The organism is Phormidesmis sp. 146-12, assembly GCF_052939495.1.
In genome coordinates this window covers 26833-44693 of the sequence record NZ_JBJPHS010000043.1, presented here as the reverse complement: position 1 = coordinate 44693, position 17861 = coordinate 26833, and the positions used below count along the sequence as shown (strand labels likewise).

Below are 17861 nucleotides of genomic sequence, written 5' to 3'. Positions count from 1 at the left end.
TAGTATATCTCCCAAAGTTCATTCTTTCAATGGATAGAAATGTTAATTATTATCTTCAATTCTTGGCGGTTTAGTTGGTAAGAACTGCCCAAACTCATTGAGAGTTCGTCGCCTTAAACACAGCATCTTTGGGAATGTTTACTTAATTAGCTACAGACAAAGTAAAAAGGAGCGATCAACCCGCCTGCGCTAAAGTTAAAGCCAGGAATGATGGGAGTTTCTGCCCTGGGCAAAGATATTAAGAAATTTGAGGAAGTTAAACATTTAGAGCGTAAATCTGGTGCCTACTTTTGTGTTTACAGTTACGACTCTGGCTTATACGGTTTTCCTCCCTAGTGGGTTAGCTTTGGGGATCGTTAGATTAGGGAGACATACTACAAGAAACTTTACGTGCATCCAACACCCGTCCCGCTCGTCGGTTAACCGAGTGGAAGCTGACAAAGCTTAGTGGAGAAAGTCCCAATGTTTGAATATTTCACCGAACAGGCGATCGCCGCCATCATCAACGCCCAAGAAGAAGCTCGTCGCCTCAGACAAAATTCTGTGGGCACTGAAGCGGTGCTGTTGGGCTTACTTCGACAAAAAGACACGATCGCAACCTCGGTTTTGACGGAGTTGGGCGTGACCCTGCAAGCCGCTCGCCAAGAAGTCGATAAAATTGTTGGGCGGGGCACCGGTTCATCGCTGGCGGATCTGCCTTTTACGCCAAAGACAAGACAGCTTTTTGACCATGCCCTCGAACAGGCGCGTCAACTTGACCATCGCTACGTCCACCCCGAACATCTGCTGCTGAGTCTAGTCCAAGACAATCAGGGCGTGGGTGCAAAAGTGTTGACTAACCTGGGCGTTGATCTCGCTCAAGTGCGCTTGATGATCATCCAGACCCTCGGAGAAGTGGCTTCCGTTCCCGCAGGGGGTTTGAAGGAACGTCCTATCCGAAATTCTTCTGAGCGTACCCCTGGTTTGGATGAGTTTGGGATCAATCTGACCCAAAAAGCAGCCGAGGGCAAACTCGACCCAATTATCGGACGGCACACTGAAATCGATCGCGTGATTCAAATTCTCGGTCGTCGCACCAAAAACAATCCCGTCTTGGTGGGCGAACCAGGTGTCGGTAAGACAGCGATCGCCGAAGGGTTAGCCCTGCGAATTTACAATCAAGACGTGCCTGAGATTCTGCAAAACAAGCAGGTTGTCAGTTTAGATATGGGCAGTCTCCTGGCAGGCACCAAGTTTCGGGGCGAATTTGAAGAACGCCTGAAACAAGTTATGGATGAGGTGCAGCAGTCAGGCAACGTTATTCTGTTCATCGACGAAATTCATACCCTGGTGGGTGCGGGTGGCGTGGGTGGCGGTATGGATGCTGCAAATCTGATGAAACCTGCTTTGGCGAGAGGTTTGATCCAGTGCATCGGGGCGACCACGCTGGATGAGTACCGTCAAATCGAGAGCGATGCTGCCCTAGAAAGACGATTTCAGCCTGTGAAGGTCGGTGCGCCCAGTGTTGAAGACACGATCGACATTCTCTATGGATTGCGCGATCGCTACGAACAGCACCATCAATTGATCATCAGCAATGCGGCGATCGCGGCGGCGGCTAAACTGTCCGATCGGTATATTACAGATCGATTTCTACCGGATAAGGCGATCGATTTGATTGATGAAGCGGGGTCACTTGTGCGGTTGAGACATACTCATCAGTCAGCAACCAAAGCGCTCAAGAAAGAACTGCGCGAAGTCACCAAGTCTAAGCAGGCAGCCGTTACCCTTCAAGATTTTGACAAAGCGGGGACGCTGCGCGATCGTGAACTCGAACTCGAAGCCAGCCTGCGCGGAGATGATGCTCCTGTGAATGCTCAATCGCCGATCGTCACCGAAGAAGATATTGCTCAAGTGGTTTCTTCCTGGACGAGCATTCCTGTCAATCGGTTGACCGAATCAGAATCGGTGCTGCTGCTGCATTTAGAAGATACGTTGCACGAGCGAATTATCGGACAAAATGAAGCCGTCACCGCCGTTGCGAGAGCGATCAAACGCGCCAGAGTTGGCTTACAGAATCCCGATCGCCCGATCGCCAGCTTTATCTTCTCTGGGCCGACTGGAGTCGGTAAGACTGAACTCGCCAAAGCTTTAGCTGCTACCGTCTTCGGTTCAGAAGAGGCGATGATCCGATTGGATATGTCGGAATTTATGGAGTCCCACACCGTTTCTAAGCTGATTGGCTCACCTCCGGGGTTTGTTGGCTATGACGAGGGCGGTCAGCTTACCGAAGCCGTTCGTCGCAAGCCTTACACAGTCATCCTGCTGGACGAAATCGAAAAGGCTCACCCTGATGTCTTCAACATGCTGCTACAGCTACTCGAAGATGGGCGACTTACCGATGCCAAAGGGCGGACGGTCAGCTTTAAAAATACGCTGCTGATCATGACTTCTAACCTTGGCTCAAAGGTGATTGAGAAAGGTGGCTCAGGGTTGGGCTTTGAGATTGCTAGCGGCTCGTCCGAATCGCTTCAGTACAATCACATTCGCACACTGGTCAACGACGAGTTGAAAAATCATTTCCGTCCAGAATTTCTCAATCGTCTGGATGAAACCATCGTCTTCCGTCAGTTGTCTCGCGACGAGGTGACCCAAATCTCGGATCTGCTGATTCAGGAAGCGGCTAATCGTCTGAGCGATCAAGGCATCCACCTCGAAGTCAGCGATCGCTTCAGGTCTCAGGTCGTCACCGAAGGCTACAATCCTAGCTATGGGGCGCGGCCGTTACGTCGGGCGATCGCTCGTCTGCTCGAAGACAGTTTGGCTGAGGCATTCCTGTCGGGTCAGATTCAGTCAGGCGACACGGCGATCGTCGATGTCGATGATGACGGTCAGGTGCAGGTCAAGTCACAAAAAGCGCTGGTGGCGGTTAGCTGTTAGTCTCTGACTATTAAAAGCCCTTAGCGATCGGCTTAACTTGAATCAAATTGCCAAACCACGAGGCCTGGCAGTCTGGATCTGGGAGTCGATCGCTAAGGGCAATTTTTTGGTAAATTCAATGGAACTATCCGCTTCGGTACTGAGTGCTTGTGCCCCCAATTCTGAGGGACTGCCCGAACTTGTAACCGCAGCGCAAAATTCTATCGAATCCAGGTTTTTTAGGGTGCTAACGCATTGCCGCGAATCAGACTGCCCAGGGTTTTCGCGGTGATTTTTAGCTGCACCAAAGGATTCGCCGGAACGACCGTCTTGTACAGATAGCTGTCAAACGTCAACTTCTGCACATCGATGTCAGAACACATTTCTACAAAGGCTTCGCGAGTGGCATCCGATCGATAAAAGACCGTTTGCAAGATGTCCAGCACTTTATAGGTGATGCCGTATTTTTTGTCCCAACGCTTGAGATAAACCTTCAGATCAGACTCTGTAGGAATTTTTGCGCCATTTTCAGAAAATTCGACGATTGTTTCGGCACACATGCGGGCAGACTTGGCGGCAAAGTAGATGCCTTCTCCCGAAGATTTGGTCACTGTCCCGGCAGCGTCTCCGACCAGAGCAACTCGGCCCACCACTCGGCGAGGTCTGGGATGCTCAGGAATGGGATGCGCTTCGACGCGAATGATCTTGCCGCCTCTGAGTTTCTTGGCAGCCCTGGCGCGAATGCCTGCTTGCAGCTTTTTGATGTCTGCTTTGTTGGGCGACATGGTGCCAGTCCCGACTGCGACGTGATCGTATTTGGGGAAGACCCAAGCGTAAAAATCGGTCGAGACATCATCGCCCACGTACATTTCGGCCAGGTCTTCGTAGTAGGCCATTTTGTCTTCGGGCAGTCTGATCCGCTCTTGGAAGGCGATCGCATACCGATAATCTCCGGCATCAATGGCTTTGGCGATCCGTGAGTTTGCGCCGTCTGCCCCGATCACGAGATCGACCTTGAGCGTTTTGGCGGTTCCTTCGAGGCTGCCATCCGAGTGATCGGCGTAGTGCAGCGTATAAGCGGCTTTGTCAGACGAGGGAATTTCTAATTTGTGAACCGTGCCGTTGATCAAAACTGCTCCAAGCGAGACGGCGCGATCGCGCATAAAGCCATCCAACACTTCGCGGCGACACATGCCAATATATTCGTCATCTTTGAGCGTGTGACCGATGTTGACCTCCACATTCGACGGAGAGATCATCTTCATCTTGCGGACTTTGCGATCGATAATATTTTCGGGCAGATCAAACTCGGCCACCATGCAGAGAGGAATCGCGCCCCCGCAAGGCTTTACGTTGTCTAATTTGCGTTCGATTAAATAGGTTTCAATCCCTGCTTTTGCCAAGGTTTCTGCCGCAGAAGACCCTGCTGGGCCTCCGCCTACCACTGCCACCCGTAGTGCCAAAGGTTTTCTCCCATTCTCTAAAAGCTACGAAAGCATGGTATCACGGACGTTTTGCCGAATTGTTCATACTCTCGTGAACTTGAAACAGAGCTTAACAAAAGGGGTTTGTATTTACAGATGAAGTTTTGAGTGACAAACCTCTGAACCTGAGTGTGAGCAATGCTTTCACTCGATCGCTCCGGTTGAGCGACCGCCAGCAACCTTTGCATCCATACCAGAGACCTTCGCCATGCTCCGATCGGATTGTTATGCGGCGGCTTTACTCACCACGCCACTGTTTGCAAACTCTCGATTTCTTGAAAATGAGCATCGCGTGTTACCAAAATCAGAGCGTGTTGCAGGGCAAGGGCTGCAATCCAGACATCATTCTCAGGTAACGGACGACCCTTGAGCCTCAACTTATTTTTGACCTCACCGTATTGCCTCGCAGTTTCAGCGTCACATCCCAATATCGTGCTGCTAGCAACCAGGTCGTCAACTCTTGCTAAATTTGCTTCCACTCGTCCTGATTTTCTGGCTCCATAACACAACTCGTCAATCACAAAACTTGGAATGAAAACTTCGTTGGTCTGAGCGAGATTGCTTTTGACGACTGCTTCATCTGCAAAAAGAGCAATAATAATGTTGGTATCGAGCAAATACCTACCACTCATCAACATCTACCCGTTCACAATCCTGCTCGATCGCCTCACGCATTAACTGGAGATCGTCCGGAGGAATTGAACCTGCAAATCGTAGCAATTGCTGCCCTGGAGTTCCTCGAACTTCAGCTTTTACTAACGCCTGAGTAAATTCAAGCACTCGTTGTTGCAAGTGCTGCGGCATTATTTCTAGCCGTTTGATCACTTCATTGATAATGAAAACACTCATTTTCTCCTGCTTTTCTTAAGGCCGTAGATGATCACTACGATTGCTGCGCCATCTACTTTATTGTTTGACAACAGTATATCCACTGACGTACTTTGTGCCGTCTGGTAGTGACATCCACACTCACTCGACATCCTCGCCATTTTCTAGCTCAACACTAATGACGCGATTAGCTGGTAGTGAAGAGGATGAAACTAAGGATGGAGGTGCAACCACTATTCTCTTTTATTTATCTTCTGACATAGCTACTGATCAATCGTGGAGTGCATCTTCATTTTAGTCAACTAAGCAACTAGCTGTCGAGGTAGGGTCGATAGGGCTTCTTTTAGAAGAAAATGACTACTTGATGCTGATTGACTGACAAAACTTCTAAAACCCTTCATTTCCCGCAGGTTGGTGTTGAGCAAAGCAAAACCCAGCAGAGACTTCTCCAGCGTTTGGTTTCACCCAGGTTTAACCCAACCTAACCCAAAAGATTTGTCAGTCAATCAGCTACTTGATGTTCTCACTCAGATGTACCTTCCACCTCAATCCTCCGGATAGTTGAAGGCGGCATAATTGATGTTTCAGCATTCAGTTTCTTTGAAAAGTACAACAATCTCTCGCTGCGCTGCCCTCCCGCCCTGCACTGAAAGTACGGGCTAATTGAGAAAAGTCCACTGAAGGGACTCCAGAGCCATTTCAACTTCTTTAGCCCGTTTTAATGGAGTTCGCACCGTGAGCCACGACTTCCAGTGCAGGGTGGGTGAATGCGATGAACGACCACCTTTAAACGTCCTTTAGCAATTAGTCCGTATTAGTTCGTTTCAACGGAGTTCGCGCTGTGAGCCACGGCTTCAGTACAGAGCAACTGAATGCAACAAACGGCTGCCTTTAACCTTTTTCATGACTCTTTTTTCTGCATCGCCAACGTATTTCGCTCCCAAAATACGCCATCGGCAAACCCCTGGATTGTGGAAACGGTGTCTGCAAGCTCAAGGCGGCGCTCGGTCAGCAGACAGTATTCTTCATCTTGCTCAATGCCCAGATAGCGTCGGCCTAACTTTTTGGCAACGATCGAAGACGTGCCGCTGCCCACAAAGGGATCAAACACAAAATCACCCGGATTGGAACTGGCCAAAATTAACTTGGCGATCGCTTTCTCACTTTTTTGCGTCGGGTGATGGGTGTTTTCTGACATCGACCAAAACGGAATCGTGATGTCTGTCCACAGATTAGAAGGATGAGTGTCGCGAAAGTTGCCGCGATCGGTGGCCTGCCAATCTTTAGGAACCCCGTCTTTGCGATAGGGAGCCAGCACTTTTCTCCGAAGTTTCACTGCGTCAACGTTGAACGTGTACTGATCAGAAACGGTGCAAAACCAGATATCTTCGCTGGCGTTTTTCCAGTTGGCTTTGGCTCCGCGCCCTTTTTCTCGCTCCCAGGTGATGCGATTTCGGACGGTGAAATGTTGGGCAGCGACGGTAAAAATTGACCCCGACGAAAACCAATCGCCACAGATGTAGATTGAAGCCGTGGATTTGAGTAGCGGTTTTAACGCAACGATCGTTCCTTCTAGCCACTCCGTATACTCATCGACCGTCCGCTTAGAAAACTTGAGTTGGTTAAATTCTTTGGTCAGATTATAGGGCGGATCTAAAATCAGCAGATCTACGAATGCGGCAGGCAGATGATCGACCCATTCCAGGTAATTCCCGCAGAGCGTGCCGATCGGAGCTTCCGTAAATTTCTGGTTATTGGTGAAGTTGATTAAGCGCGATCGCAATCGGATGCAATCAGCAGGAGTTAGCTTGATACTACGGTTGCGCTGAGAACGAACACTGAGATCTGCCGATGAATAGTTTTCTTCCATTACGATGTTCTGAGTCGTCAAATCAAGAGTTGTGAAGAATTACGCAGTGAATTGTAAAGAATACATTAGTTTTCCGTATTTTTTCTGTAAGCATATTTATATTAATTGGTATTAACAGTAGAATAATAGGCTTTTTTCCTTAATAAATCCTTGAATACCATCAGAAATTGCCTCTAACGGAAGAGGATGCACATTTAACAGAAAGAGTAGAGTGACGTATCAGTACACTTATCTACGGGTAAACACTGAGCTTGTTCTGGAATTTCTTAAATCCCTCATGAAACCATTATGAAGTTTCAGTATTTTTACTGGATGACTTCAGCATAATTGCTTAAAATGTTCTGCAAGGGTCATTCGTCTGCTGCTTTATTACTCAGGTTGCTAAAATGAATACCTTTTCAAAAATCGCTTGCCCTCTGGTTTTGGTTACGGTTACGGCGCTCGGAGTTTCTCAGGCTCGTTCCTCTCTAGTCAGCATCCGCGAATCTAACCAATCCGGCTCCGAGCAAACTTTAGAAAAAGTGGGCGCGATCGTGACATCCAAGGTGACCAGTTCGATAAGCTTGCCATCACATTCGCCATTTTCCTTCAATGCTGCCTTCAGTCCAAGTCCAAACCCTGCCCCCAGCGGTACGGGCGGTGCGGGGTCGCGCTAACCTTAACTAAAAAACCCTTCCGAAGAAATCATTTAATCCAAGCAGGCTGTCAAGAAAGCCACACAGTCCGTAACTCTTGACCTCTTAGGGGGTAGGAGGTACGGATTATTTTTTGCTCTTTTTGTTTTAAGAAAGGATGAAAGGAATTTAGACAGTCCCCACGAAAGTGAGACGTGATCGGCTAAAGTCCAAGAATGGTCAGTGTTTTTAAGAATTAGGTTTCATCAATGGCAACATCTCCAGACATTGATATCGCTCCTTATATTGATCATTCGCTCTTGTCTCCGACTGCCACCGCCAGCCAGGTTCAACAGTGGTGTGATGAAGCCGATCGCTTCCGATTTGCGACGGTCTGCGTCCAACCTTGCTATGTTCGTCAAGCCGTTGAGTTGCTGCACAACAAAAAGCCCAAAGTTTCAACGGTGATTGGCTTTCCTACCGGAGCGACGACCTCAACCGTCAAACTCTACGAAGCGCAAGAAGCCGCCGAAAACGGAGCCGCCGAGTTAGATGTCGTAATCAACCTGGGACTGCTCAAAATGGGACAGGTCGATGCCCTTCACAAAGAAATCGCAGAGATCTGTGAATCCACCAACCTGGTCATCAAAGCCATTTTAGAACTGTCTCTATTGACCGATTCAGAAAAGCGATTGGCGGCCGAAATCTGCATGGATGCGGGCGTTTCCTTTCTCAAAACCAGTACAGGCTGGACGGGCGGCGCAACGGTAGCCGATATTCGCCTGCTCAAAGAAATCACCCAAGACCGGGTAGGAATTAAGGCTTCTGGAGGAATACGCACGATCGACCAGGCTCTAGAGTTAATTGTCTCAGGTGCAACTCGGCTCGGCACATCACAGGGCCCTGATCTGCTTCGTCAACGCGATACTCTAGGTAAGGAGGGATGAGGGATGAGGGATGAGGGATGAGGGATGAGGGATGAAAAAGTCATTCTTTGTTTTCATCTCAAGTCCTGGCTCCAACCTTGCACTCACTATCTATATGTGAAGATCTATATGTGAAGTACGTTGAAATCTCCGTTTCAAACCCCTCATCCCTCATCCCTCATCCCTTCTTCTTTCCTCCCTTCATGAGCCGCACCTACAAAGCAACTGGAATTAATCTCAAAACAATGCCCCTGGGTGAAGCCGATCGGATCTTGACGGTTTTGACGCGGGAGTTTGGCTTGATGCGGGTTGTGGCGATCGGGTGCCGTAAGCAAAATTCTAAGCTGGGGGGCAGAAGCGGTTTGTTTGTTGTGAACGAATTGATGCTGGCTAAGGGCAAGTCACTTGACAAAATTACTCAGGCTGAGACGTTAGAATCCTATCCGGGGTTGGGGCGTGACCTTAAAAAACTCACCGCAGGACAATATCTCGCTGAACTTGTTTTGCAGCAGGCTCTAAGCGAACAGCCTCAAGAAGATCTGTTTTATCTACTCAACGAACATCTCGCACGACTGGAGCGATCGCCCTCTTCTCAAGTGCTCTCTCATCTCACCCACGCTGTCTTTCAGCTTTTGGTACTCGCCGGGATTGCTCCTCAAGTGCATCAGTGCTGTGTTTCTCAAACTCAATTGCACCCCGACCTGACGGATTCTAGCTGGCAGGCAGGCTTTAGCACCGTTGCCGGAGGAGTCGTCACCCTCAAAGAACTCGAACAAATCCGTCTAGAAGATCAAGGTTTAACCGACTTAGAGAAACCTACCCAAATCCCCAACTTCAAGACTTCCCACTCCAAAAGATCCGCCAAACTCAACACGCTGCTCAATGCCACCGAACTCACACTGCTGCAACAACTGGCACAAGCTAACTTGTCTGACCAGTCCTTTCCATCGGTTGAGACTGCCTGGTTTGCGATCGAGCGCATTCTCCGCTATTACGCTCAATATCACTTTGACCAGCCGATTCGGTCTGCTGCCTTGGTCGACACCTGTTTTGCTCCCGCTCCGTGACCCTTTGAGTGCTAATCATGATGCGATCTTCTGACTTTCTGTTGATGTCCTCTAGCGACCCTTCTCCCAATCGTGGCCCTGGCGATCGGGGGGTGGGCAATCCCAAAACCTCGCGATCGCCCAATCTGGCGCAAAGAGTGACTCGACCTGATTCGGATGCGTCGGTTTTCCCTGATAATGGGTTGAGTGAGGAGAGTGTGCCCGCGATGCTGAGAACGCAAGATACCCCATCGGATGAGTGGGACGAGATAAATTCGCAGGAAGCGATCGCCCCTAATTCGTCGCGTCAAAATGGCACAAGCAAACATTTGTCAGACGATACAAACGGCGATCTCGTACCGCAGTCCGATCCGCTCAAACTTTTGAATGAGGCGGCTGCGCTAGAGGAAAAAGAAGCTGTGCCTCTGGATGCTGAATCAGAAAGCGAGTCAGAAAGCGGCTTTGCCCCCGTTTTGAGGAACCGTAATTTTTTGACGCTGTGGGCCGGGCAGGTTTTTTCTCAGCTTGCAGACAAAGTGTATCTGGTGCTGATGATTGCCTTGATTGCCAGTCGCTTTCAGTCTGAGGGTGAGACGATCAGCGGCTGGGTGTCGTCGATTATGATTGCCTTCACGATTCCCGCAGTTTTGTTTGGGTCGGTGGCGGGTGTGTTTGTCGATCGCTGGTCAAAAAAAGGCGTTTTGGTCGCTACAAATTTATTGCGCGGGGGGTTGGTGTTTGCCTTGCCGCCGCTGCTGTGGATCTCCAAGGATTGGGCTAGAGTGCATGGCTTGCCTGTCGGGTTCCTCATCATGTTGGGCATCACTTTTTTGGTGTCTACCCTGACCCAGTTTTTTGCCCCCGCCGAGCAGTCCGCTATTCCATTAATTGTCGAACGTCGCCATCTTTTGTCTGCCAATTCGCTCTACACGACGACGATGATGGCTTCGGTGATTATTGGCTTTGCTGTGGGGGAGCCGCTTTTGGCGCTGGCCGATGCGATCGTCGCTCATCTGGGCGGTGTTTTTACTGGGATTGGACGAGAACTGCTGGTTGGGGGCGGCTATGCGATCGCGGGTCTACTGCTGCTCTTTTTGAGAACCGGGGAGAAACTAAAAGCCTCGACCAATGGCATTACGCCTGACGAACCCGAAGACTATCCCCACGTTTGGGAAGACATCAAAGACGGATTGCGCTATCTGGGCAAAGAAAGCCATGTTCGCAGTGCGCTGATTCAGCTTGTGATTTTGTTCTCAATTTTTGCCGCGCTGGCCGTGTTATCTGTGCGACTGGCCGAGGTGATCCCAGAGATCAAATCTTCTCAGTTTGGCTTTTTGTTGGCGGCGGGTGGGGTTGGCATGGTCTGTGGTGCTGCGATTATTGGCTACTTTGGGCAACGGCTGCCTCATGCTCGATTGGGGCTATATGGGTCGTTGGGTATGTCTGCGTCCTTAGTCGGGCTGGCGTTCTTTTATCACACGCTTTGGGTGACGCTTTTACTGATTGCGCTGTTGGGCGGATTTGCCTCTCTGGTGGGCATTCCCATGCAGACAACCATTCAGCAAGAAACGCCAGAAGAAATGCGGGGCAAGGTGTTTGGCTTGCAGAATAATGCAATTAACATTGCTCTGAGTTTGCCGCTGGTGCTGGCGGGTGTGTCTGAGACGTTGTTTGGGTTGCGGGCTGTATTTTTGGCACTTGCTGCCCTGACGATCGCAGGGGCTACCCTTACCTGGTATATTTCCCGTACAACGATTTCTAAAACAAGCTAGAGATTAGTGGTTAGTCGTTTATCTCCCTTCGACCACTAACGACTAGCGATGTACGAACCCTCTTACGACATAACCCCGAATGCACATTGCATGGCTTGGCAAGAAAACGCCGTTTTGCGGAAACGTGACCTATGGTCGAGAAGTCACCAACGCTTTATTAGATCACAACCATCAAGTTAGCTTTCTACATTTTGCTCAGGAGGAAGACGCACCTGATAATTGGCCTGACATTCGAGAGGTGCCGATTCCTTTTTTTTACAAGTCTCAGCTTTATACGATTCCCACTTTAAAGTCCAGTCGAGTTCTGATCCAGGCGCTTCAAGATTTGTCGCCCCGTCCAGATATTGTTCACGCTTCGCTGACGCTTTCCCCGCTGGATTTTTTGCTGCCTGAGATTTGTCAAGAATTAAATCTACCTCTGGTGGCGACGTTTCATCCGCCCTTTGATCGCAAGCGGCGCAACCTGACATCGGGCACTCAACACTTGATGTATCAGCTTTATGCGCCTTCTTTAGCAAAGTACGATCGCATCATTATTTTTTCTCAAATCCAGCGTGACCTCTTGATCAAATTGGGCGTACCGAGCGATCGGATTGCTGTGATCCCCAATGGCGTAGACACGGCGAAATATTCTCCCGGCAAGTCCAGCTTTAAGGCGCAGATGGGCGGCGATCGCATTTTTCTTTACCAGGGTCGCATCGCACCCGAAAAGAACGTCGAATCGCTACTCAAAGCCTGGAAGCAGGCGAATATGGGCAAAAATAGTAAACTCGTCATTGTGGGCAATCATGGCACGCTGGCTGCCTCACTCATTCCTTTTTACGGAGAAGAACACGGGATCGTCTGGTTGGGATTTATCGCGGATGAGCAACGCCGGATCGAGATTCTCAGAGGGACGGATGTGTTTGTGTTGCCGTCTTTAGTAGAAGGGCTATCTTTATCTTTGCTAGAAGCAATGGCCTGTGGTGTCGCTTGTGTGGCTACCGACGCGGGAGCCGATGGAGAAGTCTTAGAAGCCGAGGCGGGCGTAATCATCAAAACCCAGGGAGTTGCGTCTCAGCTAAAAACCCTTTTGCCTCAACTGCGCGACCACACCACCTGGACAGACCTTCTGGGCCAAAAAGCACGCCAGCGCGTCGAAGAACGCTACACCTTAAGCAGTAACATTCAGCAAGTGATTGCTCTTTATCATCAGCTTTTGGTGGACTACCACGATCGCAGCAGTCGCATCCGCATCCCCGCCAATCTACCTGCTCGCGACGCGATTCCCTCCTGGAATTCTCACCGCAGCGATTCGCAAAATCGTTCAAAAGACTGGTTTTTGTAAAGGAGTAGTTGAGCTTGCGATTCGTACCGGATGGCGATCGCTCGGTACTGCTTGAGTGCGGCAAAGAAATTCCCTCAAAACTTCTCATCTATTTCTGTCAGGCGAGGCAGGGTAATCAAATAGCGAAATCCAGGTTCACCAACGCCTTGAACGAGAACTTGTCCGCCATGCATCTCGGCTAGTTGGCGACTGAGCATAAGTCCCAAATTTTTGCGGAGCGCTTCTGCATTGAGATCAGTGACCACATCAGGCTCGTCTAGCAAAAAAGAGTGTTTGCCGTTGCCATTGGTGAGAGGGCGCTGAGAATATGTGGGTTGGGCAGTGTAGTCGTAATCCAGTCCGACCAAGGCAGGGGAAGCCGTTTGAGCGGGATAAATTTCGGTATAAGCCAACCCGTCGCCCAGACAGGGATGCGTTGCCCAAACCGTGAGTTTCAAGCCGCTACTTTTGTGCGAGACGTGAAGGCGAATCACACTCCCACCATTTGAGGATTGAATCACACTAAAGATCAGGTGATAAAGCATCTGCCGAACTTTTTCTTTATCGAGTAGCCAAATGCGGTTTCCAGGTTCGACAGAGAGACGAATGGCCTGCTCTCGACGGTGGGCGGCTTGCTCTAGCGTGTCGATCGCCTGCTGACAAAGCATCTCGATATCAATTGAGGTCAGGTTGAGAATCCGGGTGCTTTCATCTAGCTGAGACAGTTCTAAGATCTCCTTGACCAGAGAAAGTAAGTATTGTCCACTGTGATGAATGATGTCTAAGTATTCTTTCTGTTTAGCCGTGAGCGGCCCGTAAATTTCCCGATTCAAAACGCTGGCCATGCCCATGACGGAGGTGAGGGGAGTTCTCAATTCTTGGGTGAGTTGAGCCAGTAGAGCAAACTTGACGGGGTGGGCATGGGGTGACGGGGTAGGCGGCTCAGAGAGCGAGGTGAAAGTCCTCGGTTGGAGGGTTTCTGGAGTCAGGGGGAGTGCGTCTGCTGACGGCTGACTTGCCGCGATCGTCTCCTGAGTCTTGGTTAAGTGCAGCCGTTCGTATTCGCTCATACTGAGACGAGCCGTTAGCGCTAAAAATTCGATTTCTTTAGGGGTGAACGATCGAGGCAAAAGATCCATCAGGGCCAATGCACCAATACACTCGCCACTTGATGTCAACAGCGGCGCGCCCAGGTAGGCTCGAATGTTGTATTGTTGCACCAAAAGGCTGCTGGCAAAGGCAGGATGACGGAGCGTATCTGCGATCGCCAACACCTGATGACTATCGACCACATGGACGCAAAACGATTCAGCGAGAGGCAGTTGGCGCGCGCGAGCCAGATCATTCATCAAGCCTAATCGAGATAGCCCCACGGCGGATTTGAACCATTGACGTTCCTGATCGAGCAAGCTCAGGATGCAAATGGGTACTTCTAGAAAATGCGCGGCCGTTTGCGTGGCTTCTTCAAAAATTGGCACACTTTCTGTTTCTAGCAGTCCTAGTCGAGTCAACACCTCAATCTGGCGCTGTCTACGTGCTGCGGCTGTCAATCCATCTAAGCGACAAAATAGTCGGCTTTCAGGGATTCCCATTCCAACCCCTACCCCTCTAAGTGAACCGTAGAAATTCTAAGAAATTCTAAGATTGAGTGAATTACTCATTAAGAAAGTCTTCAACTATACAAAGACTTCCCTCACCGATCGCTCAACCAACGGAGTCATGCAAGGGAGATTACTGAAGTTTAGATTGACCCTGCCCAGTGGATTGGAAAAACCACGGAATCCTAAAGCTTCACTGACAAAAGATTTAAGAATTGCTCCCGTACCTCTACGCTCTGAAATTGGCTCAAAAAATGCTGGGGACGAAGCCTACTTTAACCAGGCGGGATGGACGAGCAGCGCCGCAATCACCTGAACCCCACGCAGTTGGTTAGATAAAGGTAAATGCCCTTTGGGAGCGTCGAGACTCCAGTCAAACTCGTTGGGGTAGCGCGTCCAGTTGTTACCTGACTTCCAGCCAATTTTTGACCAGAGTTTCTCCCAGTTTTTACCGACACTGAGCCAGATTTCGCGCTGGACTGAGAACCCAAATTTGCCGTTTGAGTGGGCCAGCCAGATGGCATCGATCGTTTGCAGGTCGGTGACAGGGTAGCTTTTAACTTCGGTGAAGTAGATCCACTTGCGCTGCACAGCAGACTCCCCGGCTAGTTTGCACATCAGTTGGAGGGTGAGGCGATCGGCTGCTTCAAAGTCTTGTTGAGCGAGGAGGCGTTGAAGAGGGGCGTAGTCGATCGCGCAGTCTGATTTGAGCAACACAGTGCCCGTTGGAAAGTGTTTTTGTAAAAAATCAGCGACTTGGGGCGTTTGACAATCAAAGAGCGCTTGATAAATTTTTGCGTTGACTTGAGACCGGGAGGAGTCTAAAGAATGCTTTGCTAAAAAGTCCATCAATACGTCCAGACCTGCTTCTCCCAGTGTCACAAGGTCATCAACCAGCTTTAGCTGAATTTTTTCTGGCTCAGATTCTAGCTTGTATTGCAGAGTAGCGATGCTGTCGGGGAGATTGAGAGCCGGGGAGGTATCCAGGTTTGTCATGAAACAATTTAAAGGGGGAACAGGTGGGTTAGCGATCCCTTGCGGGTGACTCAAAGCGACTGCCGCCTCGAATCTGAGCAATCAGGGCACTGGTCGAACTGGGGATTTCGATTTGAATCAGTTCTACTCGACCGCCATAGGACTGAACGATCGCCGCTTCGGGTAGGGTATCGAGTTTGTAGTCGCCTCCTTTAGCATAGATCTCAGGCTGGAGCGCTTCAACCAGGGGACAGGCTGTTTCTTGAGAAAAAATCACAACTCCATCGACAGGTTTGAGGGCTGCTAAAACTTCAGCACGGTGAGCCTGGGGAACGATCGGGCGCTGAGGCATTCCCACGGGTTGGGGTTTGATGGTTTGGATGGAGCGATCGCTATTCAGTCCGATGATCAGCGATTTGCCCAACCGTTTCGCCGCTTGCAGATAGCGAACATGTCCTGCGTGTAATAAATCGAAACAGCCATTCGTCAAAACCAGCGGTCGCCAACTTTGGGGATCAGCGGCGATCGCCTGTTGCAGTTCACTCAACGTATAAATGCTAGAAACCATGAGGAGTCGATTAAATCGCAGAATTCTCTGATCCTTTGAGAATTGTAGAGTGCAACGGGCGGCTTATAGTTCTTCCACGGGTTGAATGAGTGACGACCAGAACCTGGTTGACTGACAGAACTCCTGAAACCCTCGATTCTTCGCAGGTTGGTGTTGAACCTGGTGAAACCCAACAGCAACCTTTCTACCGTTGCTAACGTTGGGTTTCACCAGGTTCAACCCAACCTACCTGAAAAGATTTGTCAGTCAATCAGCGACCAGAACTGTAAAGATGCCTGAAATACGAATTCAGGATACGATCGATTAGCCATAGATCCTGGCATTCACGCTCCCGCAGATGAACGCGATGACCACTACTCAAAAGCTGACTTTTGAAGAATACCTGACTTTAGCAGACACCGGGTTTGAGTGTCGCACTGAATTGATCGACGGAGAACTCATCGAATTGCCACCCGAATCAGGAATCAACACTGAAATTGCTGCGACTCTGTTTGCTGCGCTCCTCGCCGCAGGGGTAGATAGGCTTCACCTCAAGATGGGTAACTGCGAACTGCAAACTCCGGTCTTAAGCCCTGGAGATGCTGCCAATCGTTATCCTGACATTGTGGTGATCCGAGAAGAGCATCGATCGTTGACCCGCGATCGCATGACCATCACCTTAGACATGCCCCCGCCGCGCTTTGTGCTAGAAGTGGTTAGTCCTGGTAAAACCAATCGAGATCGAGACTACACCCGCAAACGTGCCCAGTATGCTGCTGTCGGCATTCCTGAATATGTGATTGTTGACCCGTTGGATCAGAGAGTCGTTGTCCTGATTCTAGAAAATGTCACCTACCGGGAGTCTGGGCGTTATCGAAATGCCGAAGTTGTGCAATTCACAGCGTTTCCGACCCTCCAACTCACTGCCCAGCAAATCCTCTCGGCAGGGCATCCATAATTCTTCCAACATCCCACGCGGCTACTCTTCGACTCGATAGCCCAACTCTGCCAGACGGGTGCGTGACTGTCGCCATTTGGGTTGGACTTTGACGAAGAGTTCGAGATAAATTTTGCCATCGATCAGTTTTTGCATTTGTTGACGGGCAGCGGTGCCGATCGTTTGTAGCATACTGCCGCCCTTGCCAATCACAATGCCTTTCTGCGAGGGGCGTTCGACAAAGACGGTGGCCCAGACCCGTGTGATCGAGTCTTCTTCTTGAACGCGCTCAATGGCGATCGCCACCGAATGCGGGACTTCTTCACGAGTTAGCAAGAGAATTTGTTCTCGAATCAGTTCGCCCATGATGAAACGTTCTGGTTGGTCGGTGACGAGATCGGGCGGGTAGTAGTATGGCCCAGGCTCCAGGTTTTGAACCAGTGACTGTTGTAGCGCCTCCAAACCCTCTCCGGTGACGGCCGAAAATTTGGCGATTGTCCATCCTTGCTCTTTAGCCAATTCTCGGTAACTGTTGTCGAGAAACTGGTTGCCTTCTCCCTGCTGGTCGGCTTTGTTGAGTCCCAAAATAACGGGCGTTTTGGTGTTAGTGAGAAGGTCTGCGATGTAGCGATCGCCCCCACCCAACTCGGCTGTACAGTCTACGACAAACAAAATTACGTCAACGGCGTGAATTGCGACTTGAGCGTTTTTCACCAGCACTTGACCGAGTTCGTGATGGGGTTTGTGAATACCAGGCGTATCGACAAAGATAATTTGGGCCTCTGGGGTCGTAAGAATTCCTTGCAGACGATTGCGCGTCGTTTGGGCAATTGGAGAGGTAATCGCGATTTTTTGCCCCACTAGATAATTCATCAGCGTAGACTTACCGACGTTGGGGCGACCAATAATCCCCACAAATCCAGACCTGTAGCCGTCGGGCGCAGTGGGAATCATCCCAGAGGTGATCATGTCATTGGTTTCTGACATCGCTAAATTAATTCCGTAGTTTTGGATACTGTTTACCGTTTTGCGATTGACTGTCAGCAATTAGGCATTTTCA

At 49.9% G+C, this 17861-nt stretch carries 15 protein-coding genes; 7 read left to right on the top strand and 8 right to left on the bottom strand.

The window, feature by feature from the left end:
- Positions 1–462 precede the first annotated feature (462 nt).
- Entirely contained in the window at positions 463–2919 is a 2457-nt protein-coding gene (locus ACKFKF_RS18470) for an ATP-dependent Clp protease ATP-binding subunit (RefSeq protein ID WP_446869044.1), read from the top strand.
- Between the two features lie 218 nt (positions 2920–3137).
- On the opposite strand, the gene chlP is transcribed toward ACKFKF_RS18470, so the two are convergent.
- From chlP to ACKFKF_RS18450, 4 genes are all read right to left on the bottom strand, one after another.
- On the bottom strand, positions 3138–4361 hold the full coding sequence (chlP, locus tag ACKFKF_RS18465; RefSeq protein ID WP_446869043.1) for a geranylgeranyl reductase: 1224 nt from the start codon (positions 4359–4361) through the stop codon (positions 3138–3140).
- 263 nt (positions 4362–4624) lie between these two features.
- Positions 4625–5014: a PIN domain-containing protein gene (locus ACKFKF_RS18460; RefSeq protein ID WP_446869042.1), complete on the bottom strand. Its 390-nt coding sequence runs from the start codon at positions 5012–5014 to the stop codon at positions 4625–4627.
- The gene (locus tag ACKFKF_RS18455) at positions 5004–5231 is read right to left on the bottom strand and encodes a hypothetical protein (RefSeq protein ID WP_446856178.1); all 228 of its coding nucleotides are present in this window, start codon (positions 5229–5231) and stop codon (positions 5004–5006) included. Before ACKFKF_RS18455 ends, ACKFKF_RS18460 begins: the two co-directional genes overlap by 11 nt.
- Positions 5232–6111: 880 nt before the next feature.
- Positions 6112–7080 (bottom strand): DNA-methyltransferase, encoded by a 969-nt coding sequence (locus ACKFKF_RS18450; RefSeq protein ID WP_446869041.1) that lies wholly within the window; start codon positions 7078–7080, stop codon positions 6112–6114.
- A gap of 386 nt (positions 7081–7466) precedes the next feature.
- On the opposite strand from ACKFKF_RS18450, the gene ACKFKF_RS18445 reads away from it, so the two are divergent.
- The 5 genes from ACKFKF_RS18445 (at position 7467) to ACKFKF_RS18425 (ending at position 12765) form a co-directional block, all read left to right on the top strand.
- Entirely contained in the window at positions 7467–7736 is a 270-nt protein-coding gene (locus ACKFKF_RS18445; RefSeq protein ID WP_446869040.1) for a hypothetical protein, read from the top strand.
- 227 nt (positions 7737–7963) lie between these two features.
- Positions 7964–8641 (top strand): deoxyribose-phosphate aldolase, encoded by a 678-nt coding sequence (deoC, locus tag ACKFKF_RS18440; protein ID WP_446856181.1) that lies wholly within the window; start codon positions 7964–7966, stop codon positions 8639–8641.
- Between the two features lie 182 nt (positions 8642–8823).
- Complete coding sequence (gene recO / locus ACKFKF_RS18435) at positions 8824–9687, top strand: DNA repair protein RecO (RefSeq protein ID WP_446869039.1); 864 nt, start codon at positions 8824–8826, stop codon at positions 9685–9687.
- Between the two features lie 17 nt (positions 9688–9704).
- Complete coding sequence (locus ACKFKF_RS18430; protein WP_446869038.1) at positions 9705–11438, top strand: MFS transporter; 1734 nt, start codon at positions 9705–9707, stop codon at positions 11436–11438.
- A 79-nt stretch (positions 11439–11517) separates the two neighbouring features.
- The gene (locus ACKFKF_RS18425; protein WP_446869037.1) at positions 11518–12765 is read left to right on the top strand and encodes a glycosyltransferase family 4 protein; all 1248 of its coding nucleotides are present in this window, start codon (positions 11518–11520) and stop codon (positions 12763–12765) included.
- Positions 12766–12839: 74 nt separating this feature from the next.
- Here ACKFKF_RS18425 and ACKFKF_RS18420 read toward each other — a convergent pair whose 3' ends face one another.
- From ACKFKF_RS18420 to ACKFKF_RS18410, 3 genes are all read right to left on the bottom strand, one after another.
- On the bottom strand, positions 12840–14336 hold the full coding sequence (locus ACKFKF_RS18420) for a GAF domain-containing sensor histidine kinase (protein WP_446869036.1): 1497 nt from the start codon (positions 14334–14336) through the stop codon (positions 12840–12842).
- A 276-nt stretch (positions 14337–14612) separates the two neighbouring features.
- Positions 14613–15338, bottom strand: coding sequence for a GUN4 N-terminal ARM-like repeat domain-containing protein (locus ACKFKF_RS18415; protein WP_446869035.1), 726 nt, complete (start codon positions 15336–15338; stop codon positions 14613–14615).
- 28 nt (positions 15339–15366) lie between these two features.
- Positions 15367–15885 carry an adenylyltransferase/cytidyltransferase family protein gene (locus ACKFKF_RS18410; protein WP_446869034.1) on the bottom strand — a complete coding sequence of 173 codons (519 nt, stop codon included), beginning with the start codon at positions 15883–15885 and terminating at the stop codon, positions 15367–15369.
- A 346-nt stretch (positions 15886–16231) separates the two neighbouring features.
- Between ACKFKF_RS18410 and ACKFKF_RS18405 the strand changes: the two genes are divergently transcribed.
- Positions 16232–16822 (top strand): Uma2 family endonuclease, encoded by a 591-nt coding sequence (locus ACKFKF_RS18405; RefSeq protein WP_446856188.1) that lies wholly within the window; start codon positions 16232–16234, stop codon positions 16820–16822.
- A 21-nt stretch (positions 16823–16843) separates the two neighbouring features.
- Here the strand turns inward: ACKFKF_RS18405 and era are convergent, their stop codons facing one another.
- Positions 16844–17788, bottom strand: coding sequence for a GTPase Era (gene era / locus ACKFKF_RS18400; RefSeq protein ID WP_446856189.1), 945 nt, complete (start codon positions 17786–17788; stop codon positions 16844–16846).
- Positions 17789–17861 lie beyond the last annotated feature (73 nt).